Origin of the sequence: Gemmatimonas sp. UBA7669 (assembly GCF_002483225.1) — a bacterium.
Taxonomy (GTDB): domain Bacteria; phylum Gemmatimonadota; class Gemmatimonadetes; order Gemmatimonadales; family Gemmatimonadaceae; genus Gemmatimonas.
Genome location: NZ_DLHL01000004.1, coordinates 40,346 through 58,202 on the forward strand (window position 1 = coordinate 40,346; position 17,857 = coordinate 58,202).

Consider the following 17,857-nt stretch of genomic DNA (forward strand, 5'->3'; position numbering starts at 1 on the left):
TCCCCAGGAGCCCCGCCACATGGCAGTAACCGATGTCTCCGACCCGCAATACTACCACCGGGTCGTGGATTGCCAGTGGGCCTGTCCGGCCCATACCAACGTCCCCGGCTACATCCGCCTGATTGCCCAGGGGCGGTACACCGAGTCGTATCTCCTCAATCGCGAATCCAACGTCTTCCCGGGCATTCTGGGGCGCGTGTGCGACCGCCCCTGTGAGCCCGCCTGCCGCCGCGGCCGCGTGGAAGAAAAGCCGGTGGCCATCTGCCGGCTCAAGCGCGTGGCCGCCGATCATCGCGACGACATCAGCGCGCACCTGCCCAAGGCGCCGGCGGTCAAGAACGGCAAGCGCGTCGCGCTGGTGGGTGCGGGGCCGGCGTCGCTCACCGTCGCCAACGACCTGCTGCCGCTGGGGTACGACGTCACCATTTTCGAGCGCAACGCCACGCCCGGTGGCCTCATGCGCATCAACATCCCGTCCTTCCGCCTGCCCGCGCAGGTGCTCGACGAGGAATGCGCCTATGTCATCGACATGGGTGCCACCATGAAATACGGCACGGCCGTCACCAGTCTCAAGGGCCTGCTCGACGAGGGCTACGACGCCGTGTTCGTGGGCAGCGGCGCACCCAAGGGCAAGGAACTCGACATCCCCGGTCGCTGGGACGCGCCGGAGTCGGTGCACATCGGCATCGAGTTTCTCGCCAACGTGCACTTCGGACACATCGACAAGCTCGGCCCGCGGGTCATCATCATTGGTGTGGGCAACACGGCCATGGACTGCTGCCGCACCTCCAAGCGCCTCGGCGCCACCGACGTCAAGGTGGTGGCGCGGCGCGGCCGCAAGCACTTCAAGGCCTCGCCGTGGGAACTCGAAGACGCCGAAGAAGAGCTGGTCGAGATCATCGAGAACCACGCGCCCAAGCGCATGGTCGTGGAGAACGGCAGGCTCGTGGGCATGGAGTTCGAAGTCCTGCAGTGGACCGAAGACGCCAGCGGCAAGCAGACGAGCACGGTCACCGGCACGGTCGTCATTCCCTGCGATCAGGTCATTCTCGCCATTGGCCAGGACAACGCCTTCGAGTGGATCGAGCGCGACATCGGCGTGGAGTTCGACGCCAAGGGCATGCCCAAGGTGGACAAGACCACCCATCAGAGCACGCATCCCAAGGTGTTCTTCGGTGGTGATGCCGCCTGGGGCCCCGAGAACATCATCTGGGCCGTGGCGCACGGTCATGCGGCCGCCATCTCCATTGACGCGCAGTGTCACGGCCGCGATGTGAACGATCGGCCCGCCTACGGCATGTCGCTGGTGAGCGCCAAGGTGGGCATGCATTCGTGGGCCTACGACAACGACTACGAGTCGGCCAAGCGCGCCAAGATGCAGCACGAGGACCTGAGCAAGCGCTTCAAAGATCTCGTCACGGAAGTCGAGTTGGGTTTCACGGCGGAGCAGATCGCCACCGAGGTCGGGCGCTGTCTCAACTGCGACATCCAAACGCACTTCACCGCGTCACAGTGCATCGAGTGCGACGCCTGCGTGGACATCTGCCCCACCAACTGTCTCACCATCACCACCAACGGCACGTCCGAAGCCGATCTGCGTACCCGTTTGTCGGCGCCCGCACTCAATACCGATCAGGCCATCTACGTGTCCGATGGCCTGCCGCAGACCAAGCGTGTCATGGTGAAGGACGAAGACGTCTGCCTGCACTGCGGACTCTGCGCCGAACGCTGCCCCACCGCGGCGTGGGACATGCAACTCTTTGATCTCAGAAAGCCCGTGGCGGGCATGCTCGCCGGGATGGCCAGCGTATGAACGGCGTCAACGATTTCTCGTTCAAGATCGGCACCGTCAACGGCACCGGCTCCGCCAGTGCCAACGGTTTGCTCATGCAGGCCATCTTCCGCATGGGCATCCCGGTGACGGGCAAGAACATCTTCCCCTCCAACATCCAGGGGTTGCCCACCTGGTACGAGATCCGCGTCAGCAAGGACGGCTACACGGCGCGTCCGAGCGAAGTGGACCTGGTGGTGGCGCTCAATCCGTCCACCTACGCCAAGGACGTGGCCACCGTCCGGCCGGGCGGCTTCCTGCTCTACGACTCGTCGTGGCCGCTCGATCCCGATCTCGTGCGCGAAGGCATCACCATCATGGGGATTCCCTTCGGCCGCATCTGCGTGGAGAACTTCCAGGGCGATCGCGACCGCACGCTGCTGCGCAACATCGTGTATGCCGGGTCGCTCGCGGCGCTGCTCAACATCGACATGGACGTGGTGTCGGGCATGCTCTCGGAGAAGTACGGCAAGAAGCCCAAGCTGCTCGAGTCCAACCACAAGGCCATCCAGCTGGGCTACGAGTACGCCAAGGCCAACTTCCAGTGCCCGCTGCCCTTCCATCTCGAGAAGATGGATGCCACCAGCGACTCCATCCTCATCGATGGCAACACGGCCTGTGCGCTGGGCGCGGTATTTGCCGGCGCGACCGTAGGCGCGTGGTATCCCATCACGCCGGCCACCGCCCTCATGGAGCAGTTCAAGGCCTTCTGCGAGAAGTATCGCGTGGACAAGGCCACGGGCGAACACAAGTTTGCCATTCTGCAAGCCGAGGACGAGCTGGCCGCTGCCGGCATCATCATCGGCGCCGGTTGGGCGGGTGCACGCGCGTTCACGAACACCTCGGGCCCCGGCATCTCGCTGATGCAGGAGTTCATTGGGCTCGCGTACTACACCGACATTCCGGCGGTCTTCTTCGACATTCAGCGCTGCGGACCGGCCACGGGTATGCCCACCCGTACGCAACAGGCCGACCTCCTGTCACTGGCCTACGCGTCACACGGCGACACCAAGCACTTGGTGCTCTTCCCGGCCAACCCGGGCGAAGCCTTTGAGTTGGCGGTGCAGTCGTTTGACCTGTCGGAGCGCTTCCAGACACCGGTCTTCGTCGCCACCGATCTCGACATCGGCATGAACGACTGGATGGTGAAGCGGCTCAGCTGGGACGACAGCTACCGGCCCGATCGCGGCAAGGTCCTGCACAAGGAAGACCTCGACAAGATCCAGAAGTTCTCGCGCTATCTCGACGTGGACGGCGACGGCATTGCCGCCCGCACACTGCCCGGCGTGGGCGGCAAGGGCGCCTACTTCGTGCGCGGTTCCGGCCACGACAAGCACGCGGCGTACACCGAGGACTCCGACGCGTATCAGGAGCTCGTCGATCGTCTCAAGCGCAAGTTTGAGCACGCGGCCACGGTCATGCCCAAGCCGGTCTTCACGCTTCAGCCTGGCGCCGAGGTGGGGCTGGTCACCATTGGTGGCTGTGACGCCGCCGTACGCGAAGCTGCCGACCGTTTGCGCGACCAGGGGGTAACAGTCGATGTCATGCGCATCCGCGCCTTCCCCTTCGGCAGCGAGGTGCGTGAGTTCTTCGACGCGCACGATCGCAACTTCGTCATCGAACAGAATCGCGACGCCCAACTCCGCGCCCTGCTGGCGGTGGAGCTTGGCATTCCCCGTGACAGCATGACCTCCATTCTCGACTACGGCGGCATGCCGCTTACCGCCAAGGTGGTCGTGGACGGTGTGCTCCGCCATCTCGCGCAGGTGCCCGCATGACCTCGATCGCCAAACCTCCCGTTCGGCACCCCAGCTCACGCACCAACGGCCTCGGCCTCACGTTGCGGGACTACGAAGGCGCCATGTCCACGCTCTGCGCCGGGTGCGGACACGATTCTGTCACCGCGGCCGTCGTGCAGGCTGGCTGGGAACTCGAGCTCGAGCCTCATCGCATCGGCAAGATGAGCGGCATCGGCTGCTCGTCCAAGACGACCGCGTACTTCATGAAGCAGTCGCACGGCTTCAACTCCGTGCACGGCCGCATGCCGTCGGTCACCTCGGGTGCGGCCGCGGCCAATCGCAGTCTGACCTACATCGGTGTGTCTGGCGACGGTGACTCGCTGTCCATTGGGCTCGGGCAGCTGTCACACGCCATTCGGCGCAATGTGAACATGCTTTACCTGCTGGAGAACAACGGCGTCTATGGCCTGACCAAGGGCCAGTTCTCCGCATCGGCCGATGTGGGCTCCAAGTCCAAGAAGGGCGAAGCCAACGAGCAGACCCCCATTGATCCGGTGCTGCTGGCCCTCACCCTCGGCGCCACGTTCGTTGCGCGCTCCTTCTCCGGAGACAAGAAGCAGCTCGTGCCCATCATCAAGGCGGGTATCGCGCACAAGGGCTTTGCCATCATCGACATCATCTCGCCCTGCGTGAGCTTCAACGATCACGAAGGGTCCACCAAGAGCTACGCGTTCACCCGCGAGCATGAGGTGGAAGCCGTGCACACCGACTTCGTGCCCCTGCAGCGCGAAATCACGGTGCCTGAGACGGACGAGGAAGTGCGCACCGTAACGTTGCACGACGGTGGCATGGTTCGTCTGCGCGCCACCGCGTCGGACTACAACCCCACCAACCGCGAGTCGGCCTACGCACATGTGCGGGCCTGTCAGACACGCGGCGAGATTGCCACCGGCCTGCTCTTCGTGGATGAGAACGGGCGGGACATGCATGACTACCTGCGCACGCCGGCCACGCCCCTGGTGGACCTGCCGTTCGAGTCGCTGTGCCCCGGCAAGGCGGCACTCGATTCCCTCATGGAGCGCTATCGCTGAGGCGTCATGACGCATCCTGCGTCCGCGTTCGCGTCGGCCATGCCGGATGGTGATGAACTCGCCGTCCTGCATGAGCTCTTCGCAGCCTTTCCCCCGCGCGCCGAGTACCTGCTGCCGTTGTTGCATCAGGTGCAGGCGCGCGTGGGCTGTGTTTCCCACGCCGCGACGCGCGCCATTGCCGCGCACTTCAATCTCTCACGCGCCGAAGTGCACGGTGTGGTGACGTTCTATCACGACTTCCGCGAGTCGCCTGTTGGCGACACGGTGGTCCAGGTGTGCATGGCCGAAGCCTGTCGCGCGGTGGGCTGTCAGGATCTCGATGCGTACTTGACGCGTCGGCGCGGGGCCGCATTGGGAGAGGTGGTCCCCAACCAGCGCTGGCACGCGCAGGCCACCTACTGCCTCGGCAACTGTGCCCTCGGTCCGTCACTGCGTATTGGCGAGACCGTCTATGGCCGCGTCACGCCGGAGCGACTTGAGCGCTTGCTGGCCGACTACCCAGACACCGCCGCCCACGTGGAGCGACCCGACCCATGACGGCCTGGCGGGTCTACGTCCCCAGTGACACGGCGGCGGCGTCGGTGGGCGCCGATGACGTGGCCGCTGCCGTACAGGAGTGGGCTGCGCGACATGTCGATGCCGAGTTGCAGCTGGTGCGCAACGGCTCACGAGGCGCGGCCTGGCTCGAGCCCCTGGTGGAAATCGACACGGCGAAGGGGCGTGTTGGCTTTTCCCGGCTGTCTTCCGCCGATGTCCCCGCCCTGCTCGATCTGCTGCATGCGGAGCGTGACAGCCAGGACCTGCCCGGCCAGTCACACGCGCACGGCATCGGTCTGGTGGAGGATCATCCGTGGTTCCGTATGCAGCGTCGGCTGATGTTCTCGCGGGTGGGCCGCATCGACCCGCTCTCACTTGATGAGTACCGCGATACCGGTGGTCTCCATGGCTTGCAGCGTGCGTTGCAGCTCGAGCAGCCCGCCATCGTGCAGGAGGTCATCGACTCGGGCCTGCGTGGACGCGGCGGAGCCGCCTTTCCCACCGGCATCAAGTGGCGCACGGTGCAGCAGACGACCGCAGCAACCCGCTACGTGGTTTGCAATGCGGACGAGGGAGACTCCGGCACGTTTGCCGATCGGCTGATCATGGAAGCCGATCCCTTCCGCCTCATGGAGGGGATGATCATCGCCGGCCTCGCCGTGGGCGCGCAGCAGGGCTATGTGTATCTGCGCTCGGAGTATCCGCGCACCATTCGCACGTTCGAAGCGGCGTTGCATCGTGCACGTGAGGCCGGCCTGCTCGGCTCGCGTGTGCTGGACACGCCGCACGCATTTGATATCGCGCTGCGTGTCGGAGCGGGCGCGTACATTTGCGGCGAAGAGACCGCGTTGCTGGAGAGCCTCGAAGGGCGACGGGGCCAGGTGCGCAGCAAGCCTCCACTCCCCGCCGTGGAAGGTCTCTTTGGCTGTCCCACCGTCATCAACAACGTGCTCACGCTGGCCGCCGTGCCGGATGTGCTGGCGCAGGGTGCGGCGCAGTATGCGGGCTTTGGTGTGGACCGTTCGCGTGGCACCATGCCATTTCAGTTGGCCGGCAATGTAGCGCAGGGCGGGCTGGTGGAACTCCCGTTCGGCATCACGCTCCGTGAACTGCTGGAGACCTTTGCCGGTGGGACTCGCAGCGGACGGGCTCTTCGCGCCGTGCAGGTGGGCGGACCGCTTGGCGCCTACCTGCCGGCATCGCAGTGGGACACGCCGCTCAGCTACGAGCACTTCGCGGGTATTGGTGCCATGCTGGGTCACGGTGGCATCGTGCTCTTTGACGACTCGGTCAATCTCGGCGCCATGGCGCAGTTTGCGATGGAGTTCTGCGCCATCGAGTCCTGCGGCAAGTGTACGCCCTGCCGCATCGGCTCCACACGGGGGGTTGAGGTCATTGCCAAGCTGCGCCGAGGCGAGAACGTCCGCGCCAACTGGGAGCTGCTGGGCGAACTCTGCGAAACCATGGAGTTCGGCTCGCTGTGCGCGATGGGCGGCCTCACGCCTCTGCCCGTGCGCAGCATCATGACGCACTTCACCGCCGACCTGCTGACGTCGGCGTCCACGGCTGCGGAATTGACCATCCAGGAATCGGTCACCCAGGAGGTGGCATGATCACCGCACGTATCGATGGCATGGAAGTGGCCGTGCCGCCTGGCACGTCCGTGCTTCAGGCGGCCAGGGCTGCCGGCGTGAACATTCCCAAGCTCTGCGCCACCGACTCACTCAAGGCCTTCGGCTCCTGCCGCTTGTGTGTGGTGGAGATCGAGGGAAGAAAGGGTTTGCCCGCCTCGTGCACCACTCCGCTGGAAGCGGGCATGGTGGTGCGCACGCAGTCGCCCACCGTGGCGCGTGTGCGCCGCAACGTGATGGAGCTGTACATCTCCGATCACCCGCTGGACTGTCTCACCTGCGCGGCCAACGGCGACTGTGAATTGCAGGACATGGCGGGGGCGGTCGGACTGCGCGAAGTGCGCTATGGCTACGATGGTGCCAACCATCTGCAGGCGCAGAAGGACGCGTCGAATCCGTATTTCAGTTTCGATCCGGCTAAGTGCATCGTGTGCTCACGCTGCGTCCGCGCCTGTGACGAAATCCAGGGCACGCTGGCGCTCAGCATCACCGACCGTGGGTTCGCCAGTAAAGTTGCGGCTGGTATGGAGGAAAGTTTCCTCGAGTCCGAGTGTGTGTCCTGCGGCGCCTGCGTGCAGGCCTGCCCAACGGCAACGCTCATCGAAAAGACGGTCATTGACGCGGGGCAACCGGACCGGCAGGTCAAGACCACCTGCGCCTACTGCGGTGTGGGCTGCTCCTTCGTTGCGGAGCTCAAGGGCACCGACGTGGTGCGCATGACGCCTGACAGCAGTGGCGGCGCCAACGAAGGGCACTCCTGTGTGAAGGGCCGGTTTGCGTGGGGGTACGCCACGCATCCTGACCGCGTGCTGCGGCCCATGATCCGCGAGCGTACTTCCGACGATTGGCGTCAGGTGTCGTGGGATGAAGCCATCGCCTTTGCGGCGGCGCGATTCCAGGCCATTCAGGCCGCGCACGGCCGCGAGGCCATCGGTGGCGTCACCTCATCGCGCTGCACCAACGAAGAAGTGTACGTGGTGCAAAAGATGGTGCGCGCCGCGTTCCACAACAACAACGTGGATACCTGCGCGCGGGTCTGTCACTCACCCACGGGCTACGGCCTCAAGCAGACCTTCGGCACGTCGGCGGGCACGCAGGACTTCCGCAGCGTGGCGCACGCGGACGTCATTGTGGTCATTGGCGCCAACCCCACCGATGCGCATCCGGTGTTTGCGTCACGCATGAAGCGGCGCCTGCGTCAGGGCGCCAAGCTCATTGTCATCGACCCGCGGCGCATCGACCTCGTGCGCAGCCCACACATCACCGCCACGCACCACCTGCAGCTCAGGCCCGGCACCAATGTGGCGGTCATCAACGCGTTGGCGCATGTCATCGTCACCGAGGGGCTGGTCAACGAGACCTTTGTACAGGAGCGCTGCGACACGGTATCGTTCGCGCAATGGCGCGAGTTCATTGCGCGTCCCGAGCATGCTCCGGAAGCAACCGAGTCCATCACCGGTGTTCCGGCAGCCGAACTGCGCGCCGCCGCTCGTCTCTACGCCACCGGCGGCAACAGTGCCATTTATTATGGCCTGGGCGTGACCGAGCACAGCCAGGGCAGCACCATGGTCCTGGGCATCGCCAATCTGGCCATGGTGGCCGGCCAGGTGGGCCGCGAGGGCACGGGCGTCAATCCCCTGCGTGGACAGAACAACGTGCAGGGGTCCTGCGACATGGGATCCTTTCCGCACGAACTTCCCGGCTACCGGCATATCTCGGATAGTGCCGTGCGCGGTGTCTTCGAAAGTGCCTGGCAGGTGTCACTCGACCCCGAGCCCGGCCTGCGCATCCCCAACATGCTGGCCTCGGCGCGCGGTGGCACGTTCCGTGGCATGTTCATCCAGGGTGAGGATCTCGCGCAGTCCGATCCCGACACCACACATGTCGTGCAGGCACTTGAAGCCATGGACTGTGTGGTGGTGCAGGACCTGTTCCTCAACGAGACGGCCAAGTACGCACACGTGTTCCTGCCCGGCACGGCCTTTCTCGAGAAGGACGGCACCTTCACCAACGCCGAACGACGCATCAACCGCGTACGTCCCACCTCGCCGCCGCGCAGCGGACTGCACGAGTGGGAGGCCGTGTGCCGACTGGCCACGGCCATGGGCTATCCGATGAGCTACCCGTCCGCGTCGGCCATCATGGATGAGATTGCGGCGCTCACGCCATCGTTCTCCGGCGTGTCCTTTGCCTATCTCGACGAGGTGGGCAGTGTGCAGTGGCCCTGCACCGCCGAGACGCCGCGCGGAACACGGATCATGCACGAGCAGGGCTTTGTGCGCGGCAAGGGGCGCTTCCTGCTCACACAGTACGTGCCCACCGATGAGCGGTCCACGCGGCGCTATCCGCTGCTGCTTACGACCGGTCGCATTCTTTCGCAGTACAACGTGGGCACCCAGACACGTCGCACGGCCAACAGTACCTGGCACACCGAAGACGTGCTGGAAATCCATCCGCACGACGCGGAGCTTCGTGGAATCGGCACAGGGGATGGTGTGCAGTTGGCCAGTCGAAAGGGCGCCATCACGCTGCATGCGCAGGTGACCGACCGCGTACCGGAAGGCATTGTGTACACCACCTTCCATCATCCCGAAGCCGCAGCCAACGTGGTTACTACCGAGTACTCCGACTGGGCCACCAACTGCCCGGAGTACAAGGTGACGGCCGTCGAGGTGCGTCCCGTTGACTGAGGCCGCTGCGCGGACTCGGCAAGCAGGTGTGGTCCACGAATCCGTTCACATCGGCCGTGGTGTCGCCGAGCGGACGGTCTCGTGGGGTATTGTGGACGAAGCCGCGGTGCAGATCATGCTGAACGGTCAGCCGCTGGTGGTGCTCATGGCGACGCCTGCCGACCTGGCCGATCTCGCGCGCGGTGTGCTGCGCACCGAGTTTGGTGTGATCGAACCCGCATCCATCGCGTCGGTGCAGGAGCATCACCTGTTGGGTGAGTATCGGGTGGAGGTGCAGCTGAACGCCAACCTGGCCAGTGTACAGCATTCACCAAACCAAACGGGCATGCCCAACAGCAGTTGCGGCCTCTGTGGCATGGAGAGCCTCGCGCAGCTGGCCACCCGCACGCAGGCCCTGCCCCGCGTCCATCCCCCGGCGATACCTGACGGCATCGTGCTTTCCGCCTTCGCCCAGATGCATCAGCGCCAGCCGCTCAACGCCCTCACGCACTCCGCACACGCCGCCGCCTGGTGCCTGCCGTCCGGCGAGGTCGTGCTCGTCCGCGAGGACGTGGGACGTCACAATGCGCTCGACAAGCTCGTTGGCGCACTCTACGGGCCCAATGCAGACCCGGAGCTGGCGCGCGATGGGTTTGTCGTGATGTCCAGCCGCGGCAGCTATGAACTGGTGCACAAGACGGCGCATACCGCAGCGCGGCTTCTTGCCACCTGGTCGGCCCCAACCAGCATGGCGCTGCAGTGGTCGAGACATCTGGGCCTGCCCCTCTGCAGCGTGGCCCGTGACGGGCGTACTGAGCCGCAGGTGGCCCACTTTGAGCACGCGCCAGCCTCGATCTCAGCACCAGCACCGGAGTCTTACCATGCCCACCGGTGATCACCACGTGAATGACGGCCCACCCGATGTGCTGCGCATGGCCAACCAGATCGCAGCCTTCTTTGCGCCTTATCCGGAAACCGATGCCGTGGCCGGCGTACTCGATCACATCGAAAAGTTCTGGGCCCCATCCCAGCGCAAGGAACTGCTGGCGCTGGTGACGGGGCTCGCCCCCGCGTCGGAGTCATGGCATCCGCTGGCACGCCGCGCGGCGGAGCAGCTGCTGCGTCGCATCGATGAGTAGCTCGCTGCTGCCGGGAGTGAACGCGAGAGTGAACGCGAGAGTGAACGGCATGCTGAACACGCGTGTGGCGGTCTCACCGTGATCGCGGCCGACATTACGGCCGCGGACATCACGGCGGTAGTGCTCTGTGGAGGCGAGGGTCAACGCATGGGCGGCGCAGACAAGCCCTTGCTGCCTTTTGGCGGTCGTCCGTTGGTCCAGCACGTTCTGGACGGTCTTGACGGCTCCGTCTCGCAGGTGCTGCTGGTGGCCAATCGATCACTCGATGCGTATCGCCAGCTCGCACACGACCGGCTGCCCTTCGGGCCATGTGAGGTTATCTGCGATGCGGAACCGGGACTCGGCCCGCTGGCCGGCATTGCCGCCGCCGCGCATCACCTGCCAACGCCCTGGGCGTTTGTGTGCGCGGGCGATGTCCCGTTCGTCTCCGCCGCACTGGTGCAGCGTCTCGTGGGACACCGCACCGGGTACACGGACGCAGCACGCGTGGCGCACGATGGCGAACGGCGACAACCACTGTTTGCGCTCATTCCGCGTGCGGTCATGCTCACGGCGGCGGACGCCCTCAAGCACTCGGAGTCTCGCTCAGTGGCCGGCTGGCTCGCGGCGCACGGTGCGGAATGTGTTCCGGCTGCGGATCTCGCCAACCAAATGATCAGCATTGACGAGCCGTCGCAGCTCCGTCAATTGGGCTGACGGAGCTGCAACCACGTCGGACGTGTCAGGCGCCGACGTAGGGCCGATACACCGGTTCGTACATGGTGTCACTGACCGCCACGGCAATGTCCACGGGACGCGGCGCGCGTGCGAGCCCACGATCGAACGCAATGCGGGCCACCTCCACCGCGATCGCGCGCGACACCTCACGAATGCGGGACAGCGCCGGATAGATGCGCCCCATGGCCAGGTCATCGGCCGTGACCATGTCCGCCAGGATCCTCGCCGCAGCCGCAAACATTTCCTCGGTCACGCGCGTGGACTGGGCCACCAGCACACCCAACCCGACACCTGGGAAGATGTACGCGTTGTTGCCCTGCCCCGGCACATGGGTGCGCCGCTTGTGGGTCACCGGCGCAAAGGGGCTACCGCTCGCGAACACGGCGTGACCATCGGTGGCCGTATAGGCCTCGCGCGCCGTGCATTCAGCCTTGGACGTCGGGTTGGACAACGCCATCACCACCGGACGCGGATGATGTCGGGCCATGGCCTCGAGCACCGCCGTGGTGAAGGTCCCGGGTGTGCCGGACACACCAATGAGCGCGTGCGGCTTGAGCGTCTCCACCGCTTCGAGCAGGCTGCGTGTTGGCGCATGGTCGTGCGCGAAACGACGCTTGTGCGAGGCGAGATCCGTGCGTGAAGACTCCACGAGGCCCTTGCTGTCCACGAACCAGCAGTGGCGGCGCGCTTCATCCACCGACATGCCGTCCTCTACCAGCGCTTCCACCACCAGATCGCCGATGCCGATGCCCGCTTCGCCTGCGCCAAGGAACAGCAGGCGCATGTCGCGCAGCGGTACACCAACAAGGCGCGACGCCGACAACAGACCCGCCAGCGTCACCGACGCGGTGCCCTGGATGTCATCGTTGAAGGTGCAGACCTTGTCGCGCCAGGTCTCGAGCAGGGCAAACGCATTGTGGTTGCCGAAGTCCTCGAACTGGATGCACGCGAGCGGGAAGCGTTCCTGCACGGCCTCCACGAACTCCGTGAGCAGCGCATCGTACTCCGCTCCCCGAAGCCGAGGCTGTCGCAGGCCCATGTATGCGTCACTTTCGCGCAGCTCGGCGTTGTCCGTTCCCACGTCAATGGCGATGGGCAGACACTGATGCGGCGGCACGCCGGCGCAGGCCGTGTACAGCGTGAGCTTGCCGATGGGAATGCCCATGCCGTTGGCCCCGAGATCGCCAAGACCAAGAATGCGCTCGCCATCGGTCACCACGATCATGCGCACATCGTCGCTGGGCCAGTGCGCCAGCACTTCGCGCACCCGCCCACGATCTTCGGCGCTGATGAAGAGCCCGCGGCTGCGCCGGAAGATGCGTCCGAACTCCTCGCAGGCCTGGCCCACCGTGGGCGTGTACAACACCGGCATCAGCTCCTCGAGATGATCCATCACGAGGCGATAGAACAACGTCACGTTGCGATCGTTCAGCGAAACGAGATACGAATACTGGTCGAGCGGCGTGGGACGCGAACGCACGCCTGGCAGGATGCGCGCCAACTGCTCGTCCTGCGTCATCACTCGCGGCGGCAGCAGGCCGCGAAGGCCAAGCGCGTCGCGCTCGGCCTGGGTAAAGGCCGTACCCTTGTTGAGTTCGGCGTCGTTGAGCAGTGCCGAGCCGCGCTTGGCGACCGGCAGTTCTGTGGTGGTCATGAGTCGTTGGAAAAGCGCGTCGGTCAGACGCGCGAAAGAATCCAGCCGGGAACGAGCGTCAGCAGCAGCGTCGCTACGCCGCACAACACGCCGGCCGCACGGGAGAGGCCGTCACCGGGGAGCAGGGGCTGTCCAGCCGCCGGCAGCGAGCCCTCGGCCACGGGGCGCATGAACACGCGCTGCACCACGCGCAGATAGAAGAACAGTCCGAGGAAGCTTCCCACGAGGCCCAGCACGGCGTACACCGGATAGCCGGCCGTCACCACGGTGCGGAAGATGAGGAACTTGGCCGTGAAGCCCGGGAAGGGCGGCAGGCCCGCCAGTGAAAACATGGCCACCGCCATCAGCGCCGCGGCCATGGGCCGGTGTCTGAACAATCCGTCGAGTGAGCCCAATGTATCACGGGTCACGTCGTTGCCGTGCGGCGGCAACACGGCGAAAGCCAGCAGATTGCCGGCAGCGTAGGTGACGAGATAGAACACCACGGCGTCGCCGCGCGTGGCCGGATCACCCAGAAAGGCGTAGAACAGATAGCCCGCGTGCGCGATGGAGGAGTACGCGATCATGCGGCGCAGGGAATTCTGGCGCATGGCGGCCACGTTGCCCCACACGATGCTCGCCAGCGGCAGCACGGCCAGCAGCTGCACGAGGGGCCCCTGCACCGTCACGCCCTGGAAGAGCTGCAGACCCACCACGAGTACGGCGGCCTTGGACAACGTGGCCATGTACGCCGTCACCGGTACACTGGCGCCCTCGTAGGTATCGGGTGCCCACCCATGAAACGGCACGACCGCCCCCTTGAGGAACAGCGCCGCTACCACGAGCACCAACGCCGTCGTGGCCACCGGGTCCGCCATGGTCATGGCCTCTGCCACGGCCGAGACCTGCATGCTGCCGGTGGTCCCGTACAGCAGGGCGATGCCCATGAGCAACACCGCGGAGGCGGTGCCACTCAGCACGAGATACTTGAGCGCCGCTTCCGCACTTTCTGCCCGGCGCATGGCCAGCACAATGAGCGCGTAGACGGGCACCGAGAGCATCTCGAGCCCGAGAAAGAGCACCAGCGCACTCTGCGCACTGGGCAACAGACTGAGCCCATACAACGAGGCCAGCAACAGCAGCGGAAACTCCGCCCCCTCGAAGTCGGTGCGCGACATGAGCAGCACCGGAATGCTGAGCGCCAGCAGCAACGCCTTGGTGACATACACACCAGGCGTGACCAGCAACTGCCCGTCGAACAAGTTGGCGTTCAGGCCCTGTGCGGCCAGCACAAACGACGCCACCACGGCACCCAGCACGGCCACGACGCCCACCCCTAGGGCCACGGCGGTCACCACACCGCGACGCCCGAGAGACAGCACGATCAGCGTCAGCATCCCGAGCAGCAACAGATGCTCGGGCAGCAGTGCGAGAAGAACCTGATTATCGGGCATCGGCGGGCACCCGGGAAGTCATGACCTGCTCCTGATAGCGGCGCGCCGCCAACTCCGTTTTTCGCAGCGCTCCGTCGGGGAACAGTCCCAACAGGAAGACGGCGACCACCAGGACTCCGAGCACACTCATCTCACGGGGCGTGACGTCGGCCAACGGCTGATGCGGCGCCTTGGGTGCACCAAAGAGGAAGGTGAGCGCAAAGCGCAGCATATAGAGCGCACCAAGCACCACGCCCGACACGGCCGCCATGGCGAGCCAGAGCGGGAGGTTGTTGCCATCGAGGTGCTGTGGCCAGGCGGCGTTGAAGGCACCCAACAGCACAAGGAACTCACCCGTGAACCCGCTGGTGGTGGGCAGGCCCACCGAGGCCAGCATGAACAACACGAAGAACAACGCGTACATCGGCATCTGCCGCGCCAAGCCGCCGTATGCGCTCAGCTCACGCGTATGGCAGCGTTCATAGACGACGCCGACCAGGAGGAAGAGACCGGCCGCCACGATGCCATGACTCACCATCTGCACGATCGCGCCCTGAATGCCTGCGAGGTCGAGACTGAGCAGGCCCAGCATGACATAGCCCAGATGGCTGATGGACGAGTAGGCGATGATCTTCTTGATATCCTGCTGCACCAGAGCCAGACAGGCACCGTACACGATGCTCACCACCGACAGCGTCATGAGCCATGGCGTGAACAGGCGCGTGGCGTCGGGGAACAGCGGGAAACCCAGTTTGATGAAACCGTAGGTGCCCATCTTGAGCAGCACACCGGCCAGAATCACCGAGCCCGGCGTGGGCGCCTCAACGTGCGCATCAGGCAGCCAGGTGTGCAGCGGCACCATGGGCACCTTGATGGCAAACGACAGCACGAAGGCCGCCAGCAGCCACACCTGCACCTCGACGGGAAGTGCCACACGCAACAGATCGGCGAAGGCGAATGACGCCACCCCGCCCTGCTGCTGCAGCGCCCACACCAGGTAGATGATGGCGCCAAGCATGAGAATGCTGCCGAACGCGGTGTACAGCACGAACTTCATGGTCGCGTAGGAACGCCGCGCCCCACCCCAGATTCCGATCATGAAGAACATCGGAATGAGCATGGCTTCCCAGAACACGTAGAACAGGAAGAGATCCTGGGCCACGAGTGCTCCCATCATGGCAAACTGTAGCAGCAGCAGCATGGCGTGAAACAGCGCCACATCCTTTTCGATGCTGCGCCACGCCCCAACGACCACCAGTGGCCCGAGGAAGGCGGTGAGCAGCACCAGCAGGATGTTGAGCCCGTCGAGACCGACGTGGTAGGCCACGCCCCAGTCGGCAATCCACGGGATGTTGGTCGCCGCCTGCAAAGCGAGATCACTGCCATCGAACTGGCGATACAACCAGAGCGCCATCACAAACTGCAGCAGCATCACGCCGGTCGTGACCAGACGTGAAGTCGTGGCGTTCCCGCGCACCAGCGCCAGCGGCAACAGCCCGGCCACCGGCAACCACAGCACGAGATTGAGCAGCAGCGCATCAGACACCGCGCCACCCCCACAGCACCACGGCCACCAACCCAACCATCACCAGCAACGCATACCATTGCAGTTGACCCGTCTGCAAACGGGACAGACCGCCTGCGAGACGCTGCGTCAGACCGGCCAGCCCGTGCAGGCTGCCGTCCAGCAGCATGCGGTCACTGCCGCGCAGCAGCACATGCTCGGAAATCCATACCAGCGGTCGCACCAGCAGGCGGTCGTACAACTCATCCACGAAGTACTTGCCTCGCAGCAGGGCACCGACCGGCGCCATGGCGCGCGCAATCGCGTTCACCCGTTCGGACGGCCCGCTGTACAACCACACGGCCAGCGCCACACCGGAAACCGCAATGCCGATCGACACATACAGCAACGTGTGCTCGTGATGCTCGAGCGCCGGCACGATGGCCGGCAGCGGCAGCATGGGCGAGAGGAACTCGGGGATATGGATATAGCCACCAACCGCCGAGAGCAGCGCCAGCACGCCAAGCACACCGGTCATGCTGAGCGGCGACTCGTGCACATGGTGTTCCACCTCGGGCGCCATGCGCGAGGCGCCGAAGAATACCAGCCACAGCAGACGGAACATGTAGAACGCCGTCAGGAACGCCGTGAGCGCGGCGAGCGCCCACAGCCACGCAGCCCCACCCGACTGACTGGCATACGCGAACCAGAGGATCTCGTCCTTGGAGAAGAAGCCCGCCAGTCCCGGCAATCCGGCAATGGCGGCCGTGGCCACCAGGAAAGTCCAGAAGGTCACGGGAATGTGGCGCCGCAGGCCACCCATGCGGCGAATATCCTGCTCACCGCCAAGCGCATGAATCACACTACCGGCGCCAAGGAAGAGGCAAGCCTTGAAGAACGCGTGCGTGACCACATGAAAGATGGCCACGCCATAGGCGCCCACGCCGAGCGCCAGGAACATGAAGCCCAGCTGCGACACGGTGCTGTACGCCAACACCTTCTTGATGTCGGTTTGCACCAGCGCGATCGTGGCCGCCATGAACGCCGTGAGCACACCCACCACGGCAATGAGTTGCGAGGTCTCGGGCGCCATGATGTACACCCCCGACATGCGCGCCACCAGATACACACCCGCCGTCACCATGGTCGCGGCATGAATGAGCGCGGACACGGGTGTCGGGCCAGCCATGGCATCGGGCAGCCAGACGTAAAGCGGAATCTGCGCCGACTTGCCGGTCGCGCCGATGAACAGGAACAGCCCGACCAAAGCCGCCGGCAGAATGGCGCCCTGCCCCGCGAGGATGGCCTGGTTGATGTAGTCCATGTCCAGCGTACCAAACGTGCGATACAGCAGGAACATGCCCAGCAGAAATCCGGCATCACCAATGCGATTGGTGATGAAGGCCTTGCGACCGGCCACCGCATTGGCCGGCTCATCGAACCAGAAGCCGATGAGCAGGTACGATGCGAGCCCGACGCCCTCCCAGCCGACAAAGAGCACCAGCATGGAACGGCCCAGCACCAGCAGCAGCATGAAGAACAGGAAGAGATTCAGGTAGGCAAAGAAGCGCCCGAAGCTCTTGTCGTCGTGCATGTAGCCGGCCGAGTACACATGGATGACCGACCCGACACCAGTGACCACCAGGGTCATGACCGCCGACAGCCGATCGAACAGAAAGGCCACGTCAAAACTCTGCGCGCCAACGCCTGCCCAGCGATACAGCGGCGCGACAATGGGCACGTAGTCGACAGCGCGCAGTTGCAGGAACATGGCGATGGTGAGCCCGAAGGCGATCATCGGCCCCGCGCAACCCACGAGAGCGGCCGTCCGGTTGGAGAAGCGTTGACCGCCAATGGCCGTCGCAAAGACGCCGTTGACGAGAAATCCGAGAAGGGGGAGAAGCGCGATGAGCGCGAGTGGATGCGTCATGCG

13 protein-coding genes are annotated in these 17,857 nt (G+C 65.0%); 9 read left to right on the forward strand and 4 right to left on the reverse strand.

Annotated features, from left to right (window positions below; genetic code table 11):
* Positions 1–19: 19 nt before the first annotated feature.
* The 9 genes from B2747_RS01425 to mobA all read left to right on the forward strand — a co-directional run bounded on the left by B2747_RS01425 (position 20) and on the right by mobA (position 11,333).
* On the forward strand, positions 20–1,813 hold the full coding sequence (locus B2747_RS01425) for an FAD-dependent oxidoreductase (RefSeq protein WP_291155868.1): 1,794 nt from the start codon (positions 20–22) through the stop codon (positions 1,811–1,813).
* On the forward strand, positions 1,810–3,609 hold the full coding sequence (locus tag B2747_RS01430) for a 2-oxoacid:acceptor oxidoreductase subunit alpha (protein WP_291155872.1): 1,800 nt from the start codon (positions 1,810–1,812) through the stop codon (positions 3,607–3,609). The genes B2747_RS01425 and B2747_RS01430 overlap by 4 nt, the downstream gene beginning before the upstream one ends.
* On the forward strand, positions 3,606–4,661 hold the full coding sequence (locus tag B2747_RS01435) for a 2-oxoacid:ferredoxin oxidoreductase subunit beta (protein ID WP_291155874.1): 1,056 nt from the start codon (positions 3,606–3,608) through the stop codon (positions 4,659–4,661). Before B2747_RS01430 ends, B2747_RS01435 begins: the two co-directional genes overlap by 4 nt.
* Positions 4,662–4,667: 6 nt before the next feature.
* A complete protein-coding gene (locus B2747_RS01440) occupies positions 4,668–5,198 on the forward strand; it encodes an NAD(P)H-dependent oxidoreductase subunit E (RefSeq protein ID WP_291155877.1) in 531 nt (176 codons plus the stop codon).
* Positions 5,195–6,811 (forward strand): NADH-ubiquinone oxidoreductase-F iron-sulfur binding region domain-containing protein, encoded by a 1,617-nt coding sequence (locus B2747_RS01445; protein ID WP_291155880.1) that lies wholly within the window; start codon positions 5,195–5,197, stop codon positions 6,809–6,811. The genes B2747_RS01440 and B2747_RS01445 overlap by 4 nt, the downstream gene beginning before the upstream one ends.
* Positions 6,808–9,519 carry a formate dehydrogenase subunit alpha gene (fdhF, locus tag B2747_RS01450; RefSeq protein WP_291155883.1) on the forward strand — a complete coding sequence of 904 codons (2,712 nt, stop codon included), beginning with the start codon at positions 6,808–6,810 and terminating at the stop codon, positions 9,517–9,519. The genes B2747_RS01445 and fdhF overlap by 4 nt, the downstream gene beginning before the upstream one ends.
* 28 nt (positions 9,520–9,547) lie before the next feature.
* Complete coding sequence (locus B2747_RS01455) at positions 9,548–10,393, forward strand: formate dehydrogenase accessory sulfurtransferase FdhD (protein WP_291155887.1); 846 nt, start codon at positions 9,548–9,550, stop codon at positions 10,391–10,393.
* Entirely contained in the window at positions 10,380–10,637 is a 258-nt protein-coding gene (locus B2747_RS01460; protein ID WP_291155890.1) for a formate dehydrogenase subunit delta, read from the forward strand. Before B2747_RS01455 ends, B2747_RS01460 begins: the two co-directional genes overlap by 14 nt.
* 78 nt (positions 10,638–10,715) lie before the next feature.
* Entirely contained in the window at positions 10,716–11,333 is a 618-nt protein-coding gene (mobA, locus tag B2747_RS01465; RefSeq protein WP_291155892.1) for a molybdenum cofactor guanylyltransferase, read from the forward strand.
* 25 nt (positions 11,334–11,358) lie between these two features.
* Here the strand turns inward: mobA and B2747_RS01470 are convergent, their stop codons facing one another.
* The 4 genes from B2747_RS01470 to nuoL are packed head-to-tail and all read right to left on the reverse strand — an operon-like array spanning position 11,359 to position 17,854.
* Positions 11,359–13,008: an NAD-dependent malic enzyme gene (locus B2747_RS01470; RefSeq protein ID WP_291155895.1), complete on the reverse strand. Its 1,650-nt coding sequence runs from the start codon at positions 13,006–13,008 to the stop codon at positions 11,359–11,361.
* A 23-nt stretch (positions 13,009–13,031) separates the two neighbouring features.
* Entirely contained in the window at positions 13,032–14,441 is a 1,410-nt protein-coding gene (locus tag B2747_RS01475; RefSeq protein WP_291155899.1) for an NADH-quinone oxidoreductase subunit N, read from the reverse strand.
* Positions 14,431–15,966: a complex I subunit 4 family protein gene (locus tag B2747_RS01480; protein ID WP_291155902.1), complete on the reverse strand. Its 1,536-nt coding sequence runs from the start codon at positions 15,964–15,966 to the stop codon at positions 14,431–14,433. Before B2747_RS01480 ends, B2747_RS01475 begins: the two co-directional genes overlap by 11 nt.
* Positions 15,959–17,854: an NADH-quinone oxidoreductase subunit L gene (gene nuoL / locus B2747_RS01485; RefSeq protein WP_291155905.1), complete on the reverse strand. Its 1,896-nt coding sequence runs from the start codon at positions 17,852–17,854 to the stop codon at positions 15,959–15,961. Before nuoL ends, B2747_RS01480 begins: the two co-directional genes overlap by 8 nt.
* Positions 17,855–17,857: the final 3 nt, after the last annotated feature.

Coding starts and splice junctions, on each gene's coding strand:
- fdhF (WP_291155883.1), top strand. CDS start 6,808: ATGATCACCGCACGTATCGATGGCATGGAAGTGGCCGTGCCGCCTGGC.
- B2747_RS01430 (WP_291155872.1), top strand. CDS start 1,810: ATGAACGGCGTCAACGATTTCTCGTTCAAGATCGGCACCGTCAACGGC.
- nuoL (WP_291155905.1), bottom strand. CDS start 17,854: ATGACGCATCCACTCGCGCTCATCGCGCTTCTCCCCCTTCTCGGATTT.
- B2747_RS01470 (WP_291155895.1), bottom strand. CDS start 13,008: ATGACCACCACAGAACTGCCGGTCGCCAAGCGCGGCTCGGCACTGCTC.
- B2747_RS01425 (WP_291155868.1), top strand. CDS start 20: ATGGCAGTAACCGATGTCTCCGACCCGCAATACTACCACCGGGTCGTG.
- B2747_RS01445 (WP_291155880.1), top strand. CDS start 5,195: ATGACGGCCTGGCGGGTCTACGTCCCCAGTGACACGGCGGCGGCGTCG.
- B2747_RS01440 (WP_291155877.1), top strand. CDS start 4,668: ATGACGCATCCTGCGTCCGCGTTCGCGTCGGCCATGCCGGATGGTGAT.
- B2747_RS01475 (WP_291155899.1), bottom strand. CDS start 14,441: ATGCCCGATAATCAGGTTCTTCTCGCACTGCTGCCCGAGCATCTGTTG.
- B2747_RS01435 (WP_291155874.1), top strand. CDS start 3,606: ATGACCTCGATCGCCAAACCTCCCGTTCGGCACCCCAGCTCACGCACC.
- B2747_RS01460 (WP_291155890.1), top strand. CDS start 10,380: ATGCCCACCGGTGATCACCACGTGAATGACGGCCCACCCGATGTGCTG.